Genomic DNA, 15,782 nt, shown 5'->3' with positions numbered 1-15,782 from the left:
CTTCGACTCAACGGCCGCGACCTGGGGAAATAGAAAGCCTGTGGATATCTCAGCCTGTGGACAACGTCATTCCGGCAGCCGCAGATCCGGCTTCTCCAGCTCCTCGATATTCACGTCCTTGAAGGTGATGACCCGGACGTGTTTGACGAAGCGGGCGGGGCGGTACATGTCCCACACCCAGGCATCCGACATGCGCACCTCGAAGTACACCTCCCCGTCGGCGTTCTGCGGGCGCAACTCGACGGAGTTGGCGAGATAGAAGCGGCGCTCGGTCTCCACCACATACGAGAACTGACCGACGATGTCTTTGTACTCGCGATACAGCGAGAGCTCCATCTCGGTTTCGTACTTCTCGAGGTCCTCGGCACTCATCGGGTGGAACGTCCTCCTTCTCGCCGCAATGCGTGTGCTGACATCATCTCGCATGGGCAGTATCGGTAGCCACTCGCCCGGTCTCGGGCGTCTCCGTGTCGACCAGCTCATCATCGAGCAGCTCGATATCCACGAGATCGGCATCGTCGACGAGCTCGGCCTCGCCCCGGCCCCGCAGCCGCACATTGCGCCACGATCGCCGATGCTCGCTGGTGGGGCCGAGACTGTTCAGCGCGGCCATATGCTCGGGAGTGTTGTAACCCTTGTGCGCTGCGAAACCATATCCCGGCAGCCGGCGGTCCAGGTCGACCATGATGCGGTCGCGCGTCACCTTGGCCAGAATGCTGGCGGCCGCGATGCAGGCCGCCGACGCGTCGCCCCCGATCACCGGCAGCGACGGCGCCGGGATGCCCGGCACGCGGAATCCGTCGGTCAGCACGTAGCCGGGATCGGCGTCCAGCCCCATCACCGCCCGCCGCATGCCTTCGATATTGGCGACGTGGATGCCGATGGTGTCGATCTCCCAGGCCGGGATCACCACGACCTTCCAGGCCAGCGCCCGGCGCTGGATGATCGGGAACAACCGTTCCCGGGCGGTCTCGGTGAGCTTCTTCGAATCGTCCAGGTCGGCCAGCGAGTCGTAGGCCTTGGGCGCCAGCAGGCATGCGGCCACGACGAGCGGACCCGCGCAACACCCGCGACCGGCCTCGTCTACCCCGGCGACCGGCCCCAGCCCGCTGCGGATCAGCGCGGCCTCCAGGGTGCGCAACCCTGCGGCCTTGCGCATCACCACGCGCGGCGGCCAATCCCCACGCCGAACAGCGACGGACCGAATCCCATTGCCGCCCTTACCGTTCCGGGCGGCGCGCTGTTGATTGCGCCCCACTGCACCCACCGTTCGATTATGCCGTGGCCACGTTGTGTTCGGTTCGGGTGGTCCCGCTCTCTACTGAGGATTCTGCGCCCGGACCGGGCCGATGCGATTGGGCGGCCAGATCTTGAACACCGCTTTACCACGGACGTCGCTGACCGGCACGGTGCCCTGGTACTGGTCCTCCATGTGCGCGCGGGAGTCGGCGGACCGGTTGCGGTTGTCACCCATCACCCACAGATGACCGTCCGGGACCTTCACGGGCCCGAACTCCCGGCCGGAGGGGTTGACCATGCTGTAGGGCTGACCGGGCACGTACGGGGCGATATAGCGGGCGTAGGGCTCGTCGAGCGGTTTGCCGTCCACCATGACCCGGCCCTGGATGTCGCAGCACTGCACGGTCTGGCCGCCGACCGCGATCACGCGCTTGACCAGGTCGTTCTCGTCCGGGGGAACGAGGCCGAAGAAGGAGAAGAAGTTCTGGACGCCGCGGATGGCGACATTGCTGGACCGATTCGAGTGGTAGGCCCTGTTCCACGAGTCGGTCGGGCCGACGAACACGACCACGTCGCCGGGCTTCGGGTCGCCGAAGTCGTAGCTCAGTTTCTCCACGTAGATCCGGTCGCCGGTGCAGCCCGCGCAGCCGTGCAGGGTCGGCTCCATGGATTCGGACGGGATCACGTAGGGGCGGCCGATGAAATTCACCACGAGCGCCGCGATCACCGCCGCGATCACGATGAGAATCGGCAGCTCCTGCCAGAACGGACGGTTCTTCTTCTCGCGTCCGCGTCGCCGCTTCGGCGAGGGTTCGCCTGCGCGCTCATCGCCTGGTTCTGGCACCGTCACCGACTCGCTCTCCTCTGCCACGCGGAACAGACTACCCAGCACGGCGACCCGAAGCCGGACCGCCGCCTGAGCATATGCCATGAAAAACCCCCGGCCTGGCGGCCGGGGGCATCAAGTCGAACCGGATCAGCGCTTCAGCGCTTTTCCTTGATCTTGGCGGCCTTGCCGCGCAGATCGCGCAGGTAGTACAGCTTGGCCCGGCGGACATCGCCGCGGGTCACGACATCGATGTGGTCGATGTTGGGGCTGTGCACCGGGAAGGTGCGCTCGACGCCGACACCGAAGGAGATCTTGCGGACCGTGAAGGTCTCGCGGATGCCGCCACCCTGACGCCGGATGACGACGCCCTTGAAGACCTGGATGCGCTCCTTGTTACCTTCGATGACCTTCACGTGCACGTTGATGGTGTCACCCGGCCGGAAGTCGGGGACATCGGTGCGCAGCGACTTTTCGTCGACGAAGTCGAGGGTGTTCATTTCCGTCCTTTGGAAGTTCGCGTGAACAGAGGAACCTGGCGGCTCGCGCTCGACCGGCTCGTGCTCCGGATATGGGCGGTGCGCTGGACCTGATGCGCCCAGGGCAACCCGGCTATTGTGCCAGACCCCGCGACCGGACCGTTAATCGGGTTGCCGACGCCCGCGCCCGGGTGTTACGACCGGGAATTGGCCTTGGTGATCGAGGCCGCCACATCGGTCATGAACGGCGGGTAGTCGACGGTATCGGTGAACACCTCGAGCAGCACCAGGCGATCTTTCGCCTCGGCGGCGGCCTGCAGGCAGTCGGCCAACTCGGCCACCGTGCGGGCCCGCAGCACCGACACCGCGTCCGGATCGGCGCCGAAGGCGTGCGGCAGCGTCTCCCACCGCCACGGGGCGATGTCGTTGTAGGGCGCGCGTTCACCGTGGATGGCCCGCTCGACGGCGTAGCCGTTGTTGTTGACCAGCACGATCACGCCCGGCACCCGCTCGCGGATCCATACGCCGAGTTCCTGGATGGTCAGCTGTGCCGCACCGTCGCCGATCACCAGCACGGGCCGGCGGTCCGGACAGGCCAGTCCGGCCCCGAGCGCGGCGGGCAGGGTGTAGCCGATCGAACCCCACAGCGGCTGGCCGAGGAAGGTGATGCCCGACGGCATGCGCAGGGTGGCCAGGCCGAAGAAGGCCGTGCCCTGGTCGGCGACCACGATGTTGTTGTCGCCGAGGGCCTCGGCGACCATCGGCCACAGCGCCGCCTGGGTCAGCGGACCATCGGCCGAGGGCTGCTCGTGACCGGGCTCGGCCGCCACGCTGATGTGGTTGGGCGCGAATTCCGCCGCGATCTCGGTGAGCACCTCCAGTGCCGTCGGAAGAGACAGCGGCGCAAAGGCGTCCACGCCCCCGATGACCGTGCGGTCGGCGCCGATATCGATCGTGCGGCGCGGATCCACGTGCTGGCTGAATCCGGCAGTGATGCTGTCGGTGAACTGCACGCCGACGGTCACCAGGCGCTCGGCGTCCTCGACCGCCTTGCGGACACCCGGCTCCGAGGCCGCGCCGGAGTACACGCCCAGGAAGTTCGGTGCGGACTCGTCCACCAGGGTCTTACCCCAGGCCAGGGTGGCATGCGGCAGGTCGGCGGTGGTCACCAGTTTGCGCAGCCGCTCGGTGGCGCCGACCCGGTCGACGAAGACGTCGGCCAGCACGGTGACCTGCCGACCGGCCAGGAATTCGCGCGCGGCCTCCTCGAAGGCCGCGCGGGCACCGGCACTGGAGAAGTCGCTGGCCGGGGCGAGCGGCGCGCTCGGCGGCTCGACCTCGACCTGGGCCACGTCGGTGGCGAGCATGATGTAGCCGGGCCGCCGATGCACCCGCACCGCGCGCAGCACCCGGTCGATCTCCGCGCAGGCGTCGGCCGCTCCCAGATCCGCCTGGGCGCAGGTGACTTCGGCAGCGATGCGCCGGAAGTGGTGGAAGTCGCCGTCGCCCAGCGTGTGGTGGACGACGCGGTGGTGGGCCTGGATGTCCTTGGCCGGAACACCCACGATGTGCACCACCGGCACCCGCTCGGCATAGCTACCGGCGATCGCGTTCACCGCGCTCAGCTCCCCCACGCCGTAGGTGGTCACCACCGCGCCGATACCGCGCAGCCGGGCGTACCCGTCGGCCGCGTATCCGGCATTGAGTTCGTTGGCGCCACCGACCCACCGCATGCCCTCGTGGGCGACGACGTGGTCGAGGAAGCGGAGATTGAAATCGCCCGGGACACCGAAGATTTCGGTGACACCCAGTTCATGCAAACGATCGAGCAGATAGTCCCCGACTACATAAGCCATACTTCCACATTGACACGTCTACAATTTGCCAGCAACGTGTCGGCTACCACGGTTTGGATGCGGCGGAGCGGGGGCAGGAACGACGGTACGTGCCAATTCCTCTTCGGTCGCGCGGCGAATGTGTGCTACGTCCGGTTTGCCCGCTATCAGGTCTTGTACGAAAATCTTGGCGCGAATCACGGGTCTGCGATACCGGCGCTCGCGACGGATGGCCCGCTGCATGAGCTTCAGCCGGCCCGCATATCGCCAGCGCGCCCAGGGCGCTCCCGGGCGGCTCAGGCGTAGCGCGCCAACAACCAGCAACGGCAGAAAGAACATGCCGAACAACCCGGTCCAGATCTTGCCCTTGGCGATCACGACGGCCGCCAGCCCGAGGTTGACCACGGCGAAAACGGTCAGGAACAACCGGCCCGGCAGGCTGTCGTCGTGCCGAATGTCGTTGATGTCCAACAACCACAGCGGATGGAAACCCAGCAGGAGCAGCCCCGTCACCGCCAGCGCGACGAACACCGCGTCGACGGAGGTGCGGCCCTGCTCCTCCCAGTAGACGTCGCGCAGGTAATAGATGAGCGCGAACTCGTCGAGCACCAGGGCGGCGCCGAGCCCGAAGACGGACGCCAGCGCGCTCACCGTGCCCACCCCGCTCTGATACAGGGTGACCAGGCCGATCCCGGACAGCAGCACCAGCACCACCCCGAAGACCATGTGGTGGATGTGCACGTCACCGGCGCGCAGATTGCCCGGCCACCAGCGCACCTGCTTGCGAATCAGCCGGACGCTGAGCCGGATCAGCAGGAATCCGACGATGAACCCGAGCAGGAAACACATCAGCGGCAGACGGCCGTGCGCGATCACGGAATCGTCGAGCCACCGTCGCAAATCCGCCATATCCCCGTTCCCTGTGCGATAGCCGCCGAGCTACGGGTCCGGTCAACAGACCGGACCCGTCCTGCCACATTGTGCAGCACTCAGCCGACGGGTGACCCAACCGCAGTTATCGGGGCGGTGCCGATCGTCCGGCGCGCGGAACGCTAGCGGCCGAAACCGGCGCGGCGCAGCGCATCGGCCATGGCACCGCTCGGTTCGGGTGCATTGCGGCGCTGCCCGCCGCGATTCTGATTGCCCCGGCCCTGGCCCTGCGGTCGCTGACGCTGATTGCCGCCGCCCCGCTGGCCCTGGCCGCGTCCCTCGGCCTTGTCGGGTTTGCCGCCCGCGCCCGGCTCGTCGTCCAGTCGCAGCGACAGGCCGATGCGCTGACGGGCCACGTCGACCTCGAGCACCTTCACCTTCACCACGTCCCCGGACTTGACGACCTCGCGCGGATCGCGAACGAAGGTGTGCGACATGGCCGACACGTGCACCAGCCCGTCCTGGTGCACGCCGATATCGACGAACGCACCGAAGGCGGCCACGTTGGTGACCACGCCCTCGAGCACCATGCCCGGCTTCAGATCGGCGACCTTCTCGATGCCCGCGGCGAATTCGGCGGTCTTGAACTCCGGGCGCGGGTCGCGGCCCGGCTTCTCCAACTCCGCGATGATATCGGTGACGGTGGGGACACCGAACTTCTCGTCGGTGAACTTGTCGGCACGCAGCGACCGCAGCACCGTGGTGTTGCCGATCAGCTCGTGCACGCCACGACCGGTGTCGTCGAGGATGCGACGCACCACCGGATAGGCCTCCGGATGCACCGCGGAGCTGTCGAGCGGGTCGTCGCCACCGCGGATACGCAGGAAGCCCGCGCACTGCTCGAAGGCCTTCGGACCCAGCCGCGGCACCTCCCGCAGCGCGGTGCGGCTGCGGAAGGGGCCGTTCTGGTCGCGGTGCGCCACAATGGATTCCGCCACCGAGGACGAAATACCCGACACCCGCGACAGCAGCGGCACCGAGGCGGTGTTGACGTCGACACCGACCGCGTTCACCGCGTCCTCGACGACCGCGCCGAGCGAACGGGCCAGCAGGGTCTCGGAGACGTCGTGCTGGTACTGGCCCACGCCGATCGACTTCGGGTCGATCTTCACCAGTTCGGCCAGCGGGTCCTGCAGGCGACGGGCGATCGACACCGCGCCACGCAGCGACACGTCCAGTTCCGGTAGTTCCTGGGAGGCATAGGCCGAGGCGGAGTACACCGAGGCGCCCGCCTCCGACACCACGATCTTGGTGGGCTTGTTGTCCGGGATGCGCGAGATCAGTTCCGCGGCCAGGGCATCGGTTTCGCGGGAGGCGGTGCCGTTGCCGATGGCGATCAGTTCGACATTGAACCGGGCGACCAGCGCGCCGAGCACGGCCAGCGACTTCTCGGTCTGGCCCTGCGGCTTGTGCGGGTAGATGGTCTCGGTGGCCACCACCTTGCCGGTGCCGTCGACGACGGCCACCTTCACGCCGGTGCGGTAACCCGGGTCCAGGCCCATGGTGGTGCGGGTACCGGCGGGGGCGGCCAGCAGCAGGTCGCGCAGGTTGGCGGCGAAGACGTCGACCGCATCCTTCTCCGCGGACTGGCGCAGCCGCATCCGGATATCGATGCCCAGGCTCACCTGAAGTTTGGTGCGCCAGGCCCAGCGCACGGTGTCGAGCAGCCAGGTGTCGGCGGGACGGCCTTGGTCGGCGATGCCGAACTTCAGCGCGATGCGGCCCTCGTAGAGGGTGCGGTCACCCGGCTCGGGCTCCTCGGTGTCCGGCTCGAGGTGCAGGGTGAGGATCTCTTCCTTCTCCCCGCGCAGCAGCGCCAGGATGCGGTGCGAGGGCAGCTTGGTGAACGGCTCGCTGAAGTCGAAGTAGTCGGCGAATTTGGCACCGGCCTCTTCCTTACCGGCGCGCACCCGCGAGGTGATCTGCCCGCGGTTCCACATCAGTTCGCGCAGCTCGCCGACCAGGTCGGCATCCTCGGCGAAGCGCTCCACCAGGATGGCGCGGGCGCCGTCGAGCTGTTCGGCGCTGTACTGCGCGGGATCGGTGGTGGGGTCGCTCAGCAGGGCGTCGGCGACCGGCTCGTGCCCGGCCTCGCGCGCGATCTGGGCCTTGGTGCGCCGCTTGGGCTTGTAGGGCAGGTAGATGTCTTCGAGGCGGGCCTTGGTCTCGGCCAGCATGATCTGCTGCTGCAGCGCGGCATCCAATTTGCCCTGGCTGCGGATGGATTCGAGGATCGACACCCGGCGTTCGTCCAGCTCGCGCAGGTAGTGCAGCCGCTCCTCCAGCTGCCGCAGCTGCGCGTCGTCGAGCCCGCCGGTGACCTCCTTGCGGTAGCGGGCGATGAACGGCACGGTCGACCCGCCGTCGAGCAGTTCTACGGCGGCGCGCACCTGTTCGTCGCGCACATTCAGTTCGTCGGCGATGCGACGGCTGACACTGGCTAGGCGGACGGTTCCGGCGAGCTGCGCGGAACCAGCGGCTGCGGTGCTGACGGGTTCGGAGGCTGTCGTCACGCCCGCAGACACTACAGAGTTCCCCCGACAAACCGGCAAGGTGGCGCGTCGAACCGGCACGGCTGCAGGTATTTCCGACACCGGTGGATCAGCGACGGCCCAGGTAGGCGGCGAGACCGTCGAGTTGACGGCGCAGCCCGAACTCGAACATCGCGTCCAGGTCGTTCAGGTCTTCGTCGTCGACCTCCAATTCCGCGACCAGCGGGAACCGGCCCGAGCCGAACACCGCGTCGACGGCCGCGGCGTCGGAGACGCGCCGGAAGCCGTCGGGCTCGCCGGCCGAACGGCTCTCGGTGGCCCAGCTGACCGCGATACCGGTGACGTAACCCGCCACCGTGATCATGGCCCTGGCCACCGCGATCGGTTCGAGACCGAGTTCACGGGCCCCCACGAGCGACCACTCGACCTGTGCGATGGCGTTCGGCAACAGCGGCGGGTCGACCAGCGACGCGGCCAGACCGGCCACCCACGGGTGGCGGCGGCACATGCGCCATCGGTGACGCGCGAGAAACTCCAGCCGGGCGAGCCAGTCCGTCGGGCCCGGTTCGGGCAGCGGTTGCTCACCGAAGACGGCATCGGCCATGAGCGCCGACAGCTCTTCCTTGTTCGCGACGTGCCGGTACAGCGCCATGGCCCCGACCCCGAGTTCGGCGCCGATTCGGCGCATCGATACCGCGCGCAGCCCCTCGGCGTCGGCGATGTCGATTCCGGTGCGCACGATCGCCTCACGATGTGGCCGCTGATCCGCCACCGTGGGCCGGGCGGGTCGGACCGGGCGGGGGGCGGAGCTGGCGGCCGTTCGCAGCCGGACCACGGTCCCGACTCCGGCCACCGGTTCGACCAGGCCATCCCGCTGCAGGAGCGACAGGGCCTTGGTGGCGGTGGCCATCGCCACGCCGTAGCGACGGGTGAGCTGCCGGGTGGACGGCACGAGGTCGCCGGGCTGCAGACTGCCTGTCTCGATGCGATGGCGGATCTCGGAGGCGATCCGCTGATACGGCGGTTCGAGCGGATGGCCGGGAATCTCCATGGGCTTCATTGTGCCTCAGGGTGCACTAGTTCTCTAGTGCACCAATTCGTTGCTCACACTCGCTGAAAACATCGGATTCAAGCCATGATTGGCGATACGCCGTAGACGTAGATACGACGTACACGAAAGGGTCCCCATGACGAACACCGCGACCGCACCTGCGAACTCCCCATCTCCCCCTACGGCACCGGGCCCGCGCGCCCAACGATGGTGGCGACGGCCGTGGGTGATGCCCCTGGGGTTCGTCGTATTCGCCTTCGTCGCGTTCTCCGTACCGCCCTATCTGACCTTCGATCCGGACCGCTCCCGCGTCCCGGCTCCCGAGGGCTTCGCCCCGCACTACCCCCTGCTGGTCGCGCACGTGCTGTTCGGATCGGTCGCGATGATCACCTGCTGCCTGCAGGTTTGGCCGTGGTTCCGGCAACGGAATCCCCGGGCACACCGAATCTCCGGGCGAATCTACATGTTCGGCGGCGTCCTGCCCGCCGGTGTGACCGCCCTGGCAATCGGCGCCTTCTCCCCCTTCGGCCCCGTCGCCCGGGTCAGCAACGTCATGGTGGCGCTGTTGTGGCTGACCTGCACCGTGGCCGGATTCCGGATGGCCCGCCAGCGCCGGTACGCCGACCACCGGCGCTGGATGATCCGCAGTTTCGCCCTTACCCTCTCGATCATCGGAAACCGCCTCTGGGCCGCGATCATCATGATCATCGTGGGCACGGCGGCACCGACCATGCCCGAGGAACGCCTCACCGAGGTCACCGCCGGTATCGGCACGTGGCTCGGCTGGACGGTCGCGCTGCTGGCGGCCGAATGGTGGGTCGTGGAGCGTGGACGCCGGCGAGGCCGGGTACACCAACCCGTTGTGTGACAGGCCTTTTCGGTCGAATCAGTCCGGCGGGAGCAGATCCGGGCGGCGCTGTCTCGTCCGGGCCAGGGACTGTTCGCGGCGCCATTCCTCGATCTTGGCGTGATTGCCGGACAGCAGGATCTCCGGGACATCGAGGCCACGCCAGGAGACCGGGCGGGTGTAGGAAGGGCCCTCGAGCAATCCGTCGGAGAACGAATCCTGTTGGTGGGACTGCTGATTGCCCAGCACGCCCGGAATGAGGCGCACCACGGCCTCGGTCATCACGAGCACCGCGGCCTCGCCGCCGATGAGCACATAGTCGCCGATGCTGACCTCTTCGACCCGCACGCGGCGGGCGGCATCGTCGAATACGCGCTGGTCGATGCCTTCGTAGCGACCGCAGGCGAAGACCAGGTGCTTCTCGCGTGACCAGCGCTGGGCGGTGGCCTGAGTGAACGGCACTCCGGCCGGGGTGGGCACGACCAGCAGCGCGTCGTCGGGGCACACCTCGTCGAGCGCGTCACCCCACACGGTCGGCTTCATCACCATGCCGGGGCCGCCGCCGTAGGGTGCGTCGTCCACGGCCTGGTGCACGTCGTGGGTCCAGCGCCGCAGATTGTGCACGCCCAGCTCGACGATGCCCTTCTCGATCGCCTTGCCCAGCAAGGCGGTTCGCAGCGGCTCGAGGTATTCGGGGAAGATCGTGACCACATCGATCCGCAGCGCGGCGGAGGATGCGTCGACGCCGGTGCTCATCCCTCACTCCTTGTCGAGCAGCCCCTCGGGGGGATCGATGACGATCAGGCCCTCGGCGATCGACACCGTCGGCACGATCGCGGTCACGAACGGAATCAGGATCTCGCGGCCGCCCGGGCCGTCGAAACTCTCCGCGGCACGCACCGAAAGCAGTTCACCCGCGGCGGAATGCAGGACCTCGGCGACCACGCCGACCACGGTGCCGTCGCCCAGTTGCACGGTCAGTCCCTCGAGTTCGTGGTCGTAGAACTCGTCGGGATCCTCCGAGGGCGGCAGATCCTCGGTGTCGACCAGAAATACCGTGCCCCGCAAGGCATCCGCGGCGGACCGATCGGAAATACCGTGCAGCCGCACGAGGAGCCGACCCGAGTGCTCTCGGGCCGACTCGACCGTGTATTCCTGCGTCGTATTCGTGCGCGTCGCGCGGCCGCGCAGGACGGAGCCGGGCGCGAACCTCAGCTCGGGCTCGTCGGTGCGCACCTCGACCACGAGCTCGCCGCGTACCCCATGGGACTTGGCGACCCGTCCGACAACCAGTTCCATCTACTGATCGGTGTCGACCACGTCGACCCGGATGCCCCGGCCGCCGATACCGGCGACGAGGGTGCGCAGCGCGGTCGCGGTACGGCCGCCGCGACCGATCACCTTGCCCAGATCGTCCGGGTGCACGTGCACCTCGACGGTGCGCCCGCGGCGACTGGTGATCAGCTCGACGCGGACGTCATCGGGATTGGCGACGATGCCGCGAACCAAGTGCTCGACGGCATCGGCGACGACTGCGCTCATTACTCGGAAGCCTCGGTCGCGGCCGGAGCCCCGGCAGCCTCGTCGGCCTTCTTCGAGGCCTTCTTCTTCGGGGTCACGGCCTCGGCGACCGGCTCGCTGTCGGCGGCGGCCAGCGCGGCGTTGAACAGGTCCAGCTTCGAGGGCTTCGCGGGCTTGACCTTGAGGGTGCCCTCGGCGCCCGGCAGACCCTTGAACTTCTGCCAGTCGCCGGTGATCTCCAGCAGGCGCTTGACCGGCTCGGTCGGCTGCGCGCCCACGCCCAGCCAGTACTGCACGCGCTCGGAGTTCACCTCGATCAGCGAGGGCTCCTCCTTCGGGTGGTACTTGCCGACCGCCTCGATGGCCCGGCCGTCGCGACGGGTGCGGGCGTCCGCCACCACGATGCGGTACTGCGGGTTGCGGATCTTGCCGAGCCGGGTGAGCTTGATCTTGACAGCCATGTGCTGTTGATGCCTTTCGGTGATTTGGTCACGGTCGCAATTCAGCGACCCGTACGGCGTACGGGCCCGGTTTTGCGTCAGGTGCTGTGACCGCCGCGCGGTACGTAACCGGAGACGGGCTGACACCGTCCTCGACGAGGACGATCGACCATTCTGCCAGACCGTGCGCAACGCGTGGAAATCGGCCCGCGTCGATCCCCTGGGGACCACGGTTGCGCGAGTTACCCTCACCGTTCACCCCCGGGGGAGAGGTGGACGGTGGACTGCCGCTGCTGGGCTTTCTCCTCCTGATGGACCGCATCGAAGACCAGGAGCACTACACCAACCAGAATCGGTGGGAGGGTGTCGCCAAGGTGCTGGGCATGAACAGCGGTGCCGTCGGCGTCGTGGCCGCCTTCTGGCACATCCACTGGATCTTCGGTGTCCTCGTCACCGCGAGCGGAGCCTTCGGATGCTCGGTATGGCTGGTCATGCAGGCCCGCCCCTACCCCACCGCCGTCCGGCAGAACCGGCGAACGCGCCCGTAGCGGCGCGCACCGCACTCACCGGTGCCCGGTGACGGGGTCGCGGCGCGGATGGACGCGGCCGCGCAGCACGACGAACGAGGGGGCGTCGAGCACAGCGCGGGCGGTGCGCGGGTCCTCCTCGTAGACAACGAGATCCGCGGGGGCGCCCGGCTCGATGCCGGGGCGGCGCAGCCATTCCCGGGCCTTCCAGGACGCTGCGGCCAGGGCCTCGTGCCGGGACAGGCCCGCTGCTGCCAGCGCCGCGATCTCGTCGGCGATGCGCCCGTGCCGGATGGAACCGCCCGCGTCGGTGCCGGTGTAGATCGGTATGCCTGCGGCGTGGGCCGCGGCGACGGTGTCGCGGACGCGCCGGTGCAGGTCGCGCATGTGGGCCGCGTACACCGGGAATTTCTTCGTGGCACCCTCGGCGATGTCGGGGAAGGTGTCGATATTGATCAGGGTGGGCACCAGGGCCGTCCCGTGCCGGGCCATCATCGCGATGGTCTCGTCGGTCAGCCCGGTCCCGTGTTCGATGCAGTCGATTCCGGCCTCGATCAGGCCCGGCAGCGCGTCCTCGCCGAAGACGTGCGCGGTCACCCGTGCGCCCTCGCGGTGGGCGGCGTCGATGGCCTCCTTCAGGATCGCCTCGCTCCACAGCGGGCGCAGATCGCCGACGGACCGGTCGATCCAGTCGCCGACGATCTTCACCCACCCGTCCCCGAACCGCGCCTGCTCGGCGACGATCTCCGGCAGGTCGCGCTCGTCGTCGAGTTCGATGCCCAGTTCGCGGATGTAGCGCTTGGGCCGGGCGATGTGCCGGCCGGCGCGAATGATCTTCGGCAGGTCCTCGCGCCCATCGATGAACCGGGTATCGATCGGCGACCCCGCATCGCGCAGCAGCAGCGCACCCGCATCCCGCTCGATCTCGGCCTGGGCGACCGCGCCCGCGTGGTCCTCGTGCCCGCCGCCGTACCGAATCCCGACGTGACAGTGGGCATCGACCAGCCCCGGCACGATCCACCCACTCCCACAGAGCATCTGGGCGTCCCGCACCGGCTCGAACGAGATCAGCCCGTCGTGCACCCACAGGTCGCGCACCTCGTCGTCCGGTAGTACCACTCCCCGCAGATGCAGCCGCATACCGCCTCCTGGTCGCGCCGATGTGCTCGAGCACAAACTACTGCGCACGACACCGCGTGTCCCGCCGGCGGGGTCGGCGCGAGGCGCTATCGCCGGGCCGACTCGATGCGCGGGGCGGTCCCGCCCGGAAATGTCGCGTGCCTCGCCGAGGTGTAGTCGGCCTGAACCTTGTAATACCGATCGGCCGATCCGTAGGCGGCGTAGAACACGAATCCGCGTGGGCCCTGATCGGCGTAGGGCGCGCCGCCGACAAAACGCTCGAGCAGCGGGTGGAAGTGCACCGGGAACCCGGCGGCGTCGGTGCGGACCGGAAAACAGATGCGCTCCATCCGCGGCGAGGCCCAGGAAAAGGTGCGGTAGGTGTTGAAGGTGCGCCCCAGCACCGCCAGCTCCTCATCGGTAGCGGCGACGAAGTCGAGGCCGGCCAGGATCGTCGCGATATCGTCCGGCGTGAGCCGCCCGGGCGGGAACACCTGCGAGTACCAGTTCATGGTGCGGCTGACGAAATCCAGTGCCATCATTCCGATTTCGCCGCCGTAGCGGGACAGGTGTGCTGCGTGGTCGCGCGCCCCCGCGGGCATGCCCTCGAAGGCGAGCATGCGCTGCACGGAGATCAGTTCGGGAAAGACCATCCAGATCTTCTGAATGCCGTCCGCGAGCGAGAGATCGACACCCCAGCGCACCGGCACCGTCGTGGACACCTCGGCCAGCAACCGCTCCATCGGATGGCCGCTGAAGGTGAGCAATCCGGCCGCCCGCAGTGTGGCAACTGGGTCGGCGTGCGGATCGGAGGTCATCAGCCGAGCATTGACCGTCCGATGCCGCTGCGGATGGGTGGTGGTGCGCACGCCGATCCAGGAACTGGTCCACAGATCGGCGAGCACTTCCAGTCCGGGATCCACCACCGAGGGGTCGTAGTCGACCTCGGCCAGCGCGGCGAACGTGCGCAGATCTCGCCGGAACTGGTCGAGTGTCAAGCGGGCGGACGCGCTCATGGTCACCTCGAGTGTCCGACGGCCGGATCCACCGGCCGTCCCGTTGACGGCTACCGCACTCAGCACCTCACACGGTCTTCAGGGCCAGAATAATCCGTCGGCGGCCCGCATCCGTCCCACTTGCGCAACTCGGTTGCGAATTCGAGTGTTTCACTCGCTACACAACGGCGACGCCACGGCTATCGAGCCCTCGCGTGGCCGACCGTCAGCGCCCGACGAAGGCATTCGCCCAGTCGATGACCGCCGCCTGATACTCGCCGGTGTTGCGGGCCAGATTCACCGAATGTCCGCTGCCCGGCAGCACGAAGGTGCGCAGCTGCGCGGCCGGGCCGAAGTAGGGCGCCTCCGCCGCGTGCAGCGTGGCGGCGTCGCGGCACACCGCGTACCCCGGACCGCAGGAGAGGCGGTCCAGGCTGCCGTTGACGATGAGGACCGGCGCCGTAATGAGGCTGGACATGCCGGGCAGGGTCGAGAGCAGGCCGTCGGGATACTCGGTGAGCGAGAAGACCTCCTTGTTCTGCTCGTCGAACGCGACCACCTCGGGGTCGGCCGTGGCGGGCGCATAGAAGTCGTGCATGCGCGTGCCGGGGCGGGTGGTCAGATAGCCCGGATCGTAACCGCGACCGGCGAATACGGGATCGTCGACGGCACGGTGATAGGTGGAGATGACGCCGAGGACCTCGGGGACGTTCAACACGTGCGAATACCCGGTCAGCACAACGCCGTCGACGTCGTGATGGGTGCTGGCCTCGATGACCGAGGTGCCCGAGGTGAGGGAATGGCCGACGGTGATGACCTTGCCGAACGGTTGCGCACCGGCCAGCCCGCGGCGCAGAGAGCCGACGATGTCGTGCAGCGCGCTCGCCGTCGCGGTCGCCGTCAGCGTCAAGGCCGGCGGATGCGTGCTGGCGCCGTTGCCGAGCCGATCGACCACGAGGGTCGCGTAGCCGGCGGCGTTCATCGCGCGCCGGAAATTGTAGGTCTCCGGCTGATAGGGGAAATCCCAATACAAGCCGTTGTAGTTGGACCCGGCCATCAGCACCATGACGGTGTCGGTCGGCTCGTCCGGCAGGCACAGAGTCGAGGCGAGCTGTCCCTGCGGGACCGGAAAGGGGAAGGATCGGCAGCTCCCCGGTGCCGACGTGCCGTCGGCGCGGGCCACATTCGGTGCGAAACAGAGCAGTGCCGCCGCCGCGAGTGCGGCTATCGTCCGTACCGAGGTTCGCACGAGATGCGCTCCCTTTGCCGAAGTACGAGTGCGTGGGTTTGCCCACCGTTATCGGTTATTAGTGAGGCAGGTTATAGCGAGCGACTACCGGCACGCAAGGTTTGCACCGAACACGCCGTGTCCGGCCGGGCGGGTAAATGTCCGCTGCGACAGACTGTTTCGACCGTTGCCGACACAGCCGGGCAGCATTCGCTCCAAGATCGCCAGGGCGGTTGTAGAGTGAGCATCCGGA

General features: G+C 68.1%; 17 protein-coding genes. 2 read left to right on the top strand and 15 right to left on the bottom strand.

Translation table 11 applies throughout. From position 1 onward, the window contains the following. Positions 1-66 precede the first annotated feature (66 nt). The 8 genes from IU452_RS12575 to IU452_RS12540 form a co-directional block, all read right to left on the bottom strand. Positions 67-372 carry a DUF2469 domain-containing protein gene (locus tag IU452_RS12575; protein ID WP_011210678.1) on the bottom strand — a complete coding sequence of 102 codons (306 nt, stop codon included), beginning with the start codon at positions 370-372 and terminating at the stop codon, positions 67-69. Positions 373-415: 43 nt separating this feature from the next. Then, positions 416-1,159 carry a ribonuclease HII gene (locus IU452_RS12570; RefSeq protein WP_195109605.1) on the bottom strand — a complete coding sequence of 248 codons (744 nt, stop codon included), beginning with the start codon at positions 1,157-1,159 and terminating at the stop codon, positions 416-418. Between the two features lie 159 nt (positions 1,160-1,318). Beyond that, positions 1,319-2,110 (bottom strand): signal peptidase I, encoded by a 792-nt coding sequence (gene lepB, locus IU452_RS12565; protein ID WP_416382310.1) that lies wholly within the window; start codon positions 2,108-2,110, stop codon positions 1,319-1,321. A gap of 113 nt (positions 2,111-2,223) precedes the next feature. Beyond that, on the bottom strand, positions 2,224-2,565 hold the full coding sequence (gene rplS / locus IU452_RS12560; RefSeq protein WP_195109184.1) for a 50S ribosomal protein L19: 342 nt from the start codon (positions 2,563-2,565) through the stop codon (positions 2,224-2,226). Between the two features lie 173 nt (positions 2,566-2,738). Further along, on the bottom strand, positions 2,739-4,400 hold the full coding sequence (locus tag IU452_RS12555) for an alpha-keto acid decarboxylase family protein (RefSeq protein WP_195109183.1): 1,662 nt from the start codon (positions 4,398-4,400) through the stop codon (positions 2,739-2,741). Between the two features lie 18 nt (positions 4,401-4,418). Then, positions 4,419-5,279, bottom strand: a complete 861-nt coding sequence (locus IU452_RS12550; protein ID WP_228817661.1) for a hypothetical protein — start codon at positions 5,277-5,279, stop codon at positions 4,419-4,421. Between the two features lie 152 nt (positions 5,280-5,431). Then, the gene (locus IU452_RS12545) at positions 5,432-7,732 is read right to left on the bottom strand and encodes a Tex family protein (protein ID WP_195109604.1); all 2,301 of its coding nucleotides are present in this window, start codon (positions 7,730-7,732) and stop codon (positions 5,432-5,434) included. A 178-nt stretch (positions 7,733-7,910) separates the two neighbouring features. Next, positions 7,911-8,852, bottom strand: a complete 942-nt coding sequence (locus IU452_RS12540; protein WP_195109181.1) for a TetR/AcrR family transcriptional regulator C-terminal domain-containing protein — start codon at positions 8,850-8,852, stop codon at positions 7,911-7,913. A gap of 136 nt (positions 8,853-8,988) precedes the next feature. Here IU452_RS12540 and IU452_RS12535 point away from each other — a divergent pair, with 136 nt between their 5' ends. Then, the gene (locus IU452_RS12535; protein ID WP_195109180.1) at positions 8,989-9,720 is read left to right on the top strand and encodes a DUF2306 domain-containing protein; all 732 of its coding nucleotides are present in this window, start codon (positions 8,989-8,991) and stop codon (positions 9,718-9,720) included. An 18-nt stretch (positions 9,721-9,738) separates the two neighbouring features. On the opposite strand, the gene trmD is transcribed toward IU452_RS12535, so the two are convergent. The 4 genes from trmD to rpsP are packed head-to-tail and all read right to left on the bottom strand — an operon-like array spanning position 9,739 to position 11,681. Continuing rightward, positions 9,739-10,422: a tRNA (guanosine(37)-N1)-methyltransferase TrmD gene (gene trmD, locus IU452_RS12530; protein ID WP_195109603.1), complete on the bottom strand. Its 684-nt coding sequence runs from the start codon at positions 10,420-10,422 to the stop codon at positions 9,739-9,741. A 36-nt stretch (positions 10,423-10,458) separates the two neighbouring features. Continuing rightward, positions 10,459-10,998 carry a ribosome maturation factor RimM gene (gene rimM, locus IU452_RS12525; RefSeq protein ID WP_195109179.1) on the bottom strand — a complete coding sequence of 180 codons (540 nt, stop codon included), beginning with the start codon at positions 10,996-10,998 and terminating at the stop codon, positions 10,459-10,461. After that, positions 10,999-11,241 carry an RNA-binding protein gene (locus IU452_RS12520; RefSeq protein ID WP_062511633.1) on the bottom strand — a complete coding sequence of 81 codons (243 nt, stop codon included), beginning with the start codon at positions 11,239-11,241 and terminating at the stop codon, positions 10,999-11,001. Then, positions 11,241-11,681 (bottom strand): 30S ribosomal protein S16, encoded by a 441-nt coding sequence (gene rpsP, locus IU452_RS12515; RefSeq protein WP_195109178.1) that lies wholly within the window; start codon positions 11,679-11,681, stop codon positions 11,241-11,243. Before rpsP ends, IU452_RS12520 begins: the two co-directional genes overlap by 1 nt. A 212-nt stretch (positions 11,682-11,893) precedes the next feature. Between rpsP and IU452_RS12510 the strand changes: the two genes are divergently transcribed. Further along, entirely contained in the window at positions 11,894-12,208 is a 315-nt protein-coding gene (locus IU452_RS12510; RefSeq protein WP_195109177.1) for a hypothetical protein, read from the top strand. Positions 12,209-12,223: 15 nt separating this feature from the next. Here IU452_RS12510 and IU452_RS12505 read toward each other — a convergent pair whose 3' ends face one another. From IU452_RS12505 to IU452_RS12495, 3 genes are all read right to left on the bottom strand, one after another. Continuing rightward, positions 12,224-13,327 carry an amidohydrolase family protein gene (locus tag IU452_RS12505; protein WP_195109176.1) on the bottom strand — a complete coding sequence of 368 codons (1,104 nt, stop codon included), beginning with the start codon at positions 13,325-13,327 and terminating at the stop codon, positions 12,224-12,226. 86 nt (positions 13,328-13,413) lie between these two features. Further along, positions 13,414-14,322, bottom strand: a complete 909-nt coding sequence (locus IU452_RS12500) for an aromatic prenyltransferase (protein WP_195109175.1) — start codon at positions 14,320-14,322, stop codon at positions 13,414-13,416. A 205-nt stretch (positions 14,323-14,527) separates the two neighbouring features. After that, entirely contained in the window at positions 14,528-15,550 is a 1,023-nt protein-coding gene (locus tag IU452_RS12495) for an alpha/beta hydrolase (protein WP_195109174.1), read from the bottom strand. Positions 15,551-15,782: the final 232 nt, after the last annotated feature.

Origin of the sequence: Nocardia transvalensis (genome assembly GCF_015477765.1) — a bacterium.
Classification (GTDB): domain Bacteria; phylum Actinomycetota; class Actinomycetes; order Mycobacteriales; family Mycobacteriaceae; genus Nocardia; species Nocardia transvalensis_A.
Note: the sequence above shows the minus strand (reverse complement) of the source record. Positions and strands in the feature narration are given on the sequence as shown.

Bases quoted from the DNA above. Each gene is read 5' to 3' on its own strand.
- IU452_RS12500 (WP_195109175.1), bottom strand. From the start codon at position 14,322: ATGAGCGCGTCCGCCCGCTTGACACTCGACCAGTTCCGGCGAGATCTG.
- IU452_RS12540 (WP_195109181.1), bottom strand. From the start codon at position 8,852: ATGGAGATTCCCGGCCATCCGCTCGAACCGCCGTATCAGCGGATCGCC.
- IU452_RS12535 (WP_195109180.1), top strand. From the start codon at position 8,989: ATGACGAACACCGCGACCGCACCTGCGAACTCCCCATCTCCCCCTACG.
- IU452_RS12505 (WP_195109176.1), bottom strand. From the start codon at position 13,327: ATGCGGCTGCATCTGCGGGGAGTGGTACTACCGGACGACGAGGTGCGC.
- IU452_RS12575 (WP_011210678.1), bottom strand. From the start codon at position 372: ATGAGTGCCGAGGACCTCGAGAAGTACGAAACCGAGATGGAGCTCTCG.
- rimM (WP_195109179.1), bottom strand. From the start codon at position 10,998: ATGGAACTGGTTGTCGGACGGGTCGCCAAGTCCCATGGGGTACGCGGC.
- IU452_RS12570 (WP_195109605.1), bottom strand. From the start codon at position 1,159: ATGCGCAAGGCCGCAGGGTTGCGCACCCTGGAGGCCGCGCTGATCCGC.
- rplS (WP_195109184.1), bottom strand. From the start codon at position 2,565: ATGAACACCCTCGACTTCGTCGACGAAAAGTCGCTGCGCACCGATGTC.
- rpsP (WP_195109178.1), bottom strand. From the start codon at position 11,681: ATGGCTGTCAAGATCAAGCTCACCCGGCTCGGCAAGATCCGCAACCCG.
- IU452_RS12555 (WP_195109183.1), bottom strand. From the start codon at position 4,400: ATGGCTTATGTAGTCGGGGACTATCTGCTCGATCGTTTGCATGAACTG.
- IU452_RS12520 (WP_062511633.1), bottom strand. From the start codon at position 11,241: ATGAGCGCAGTCGTCGCCGATGCCGTCGAGCACTTGGTTCGCGGCATC.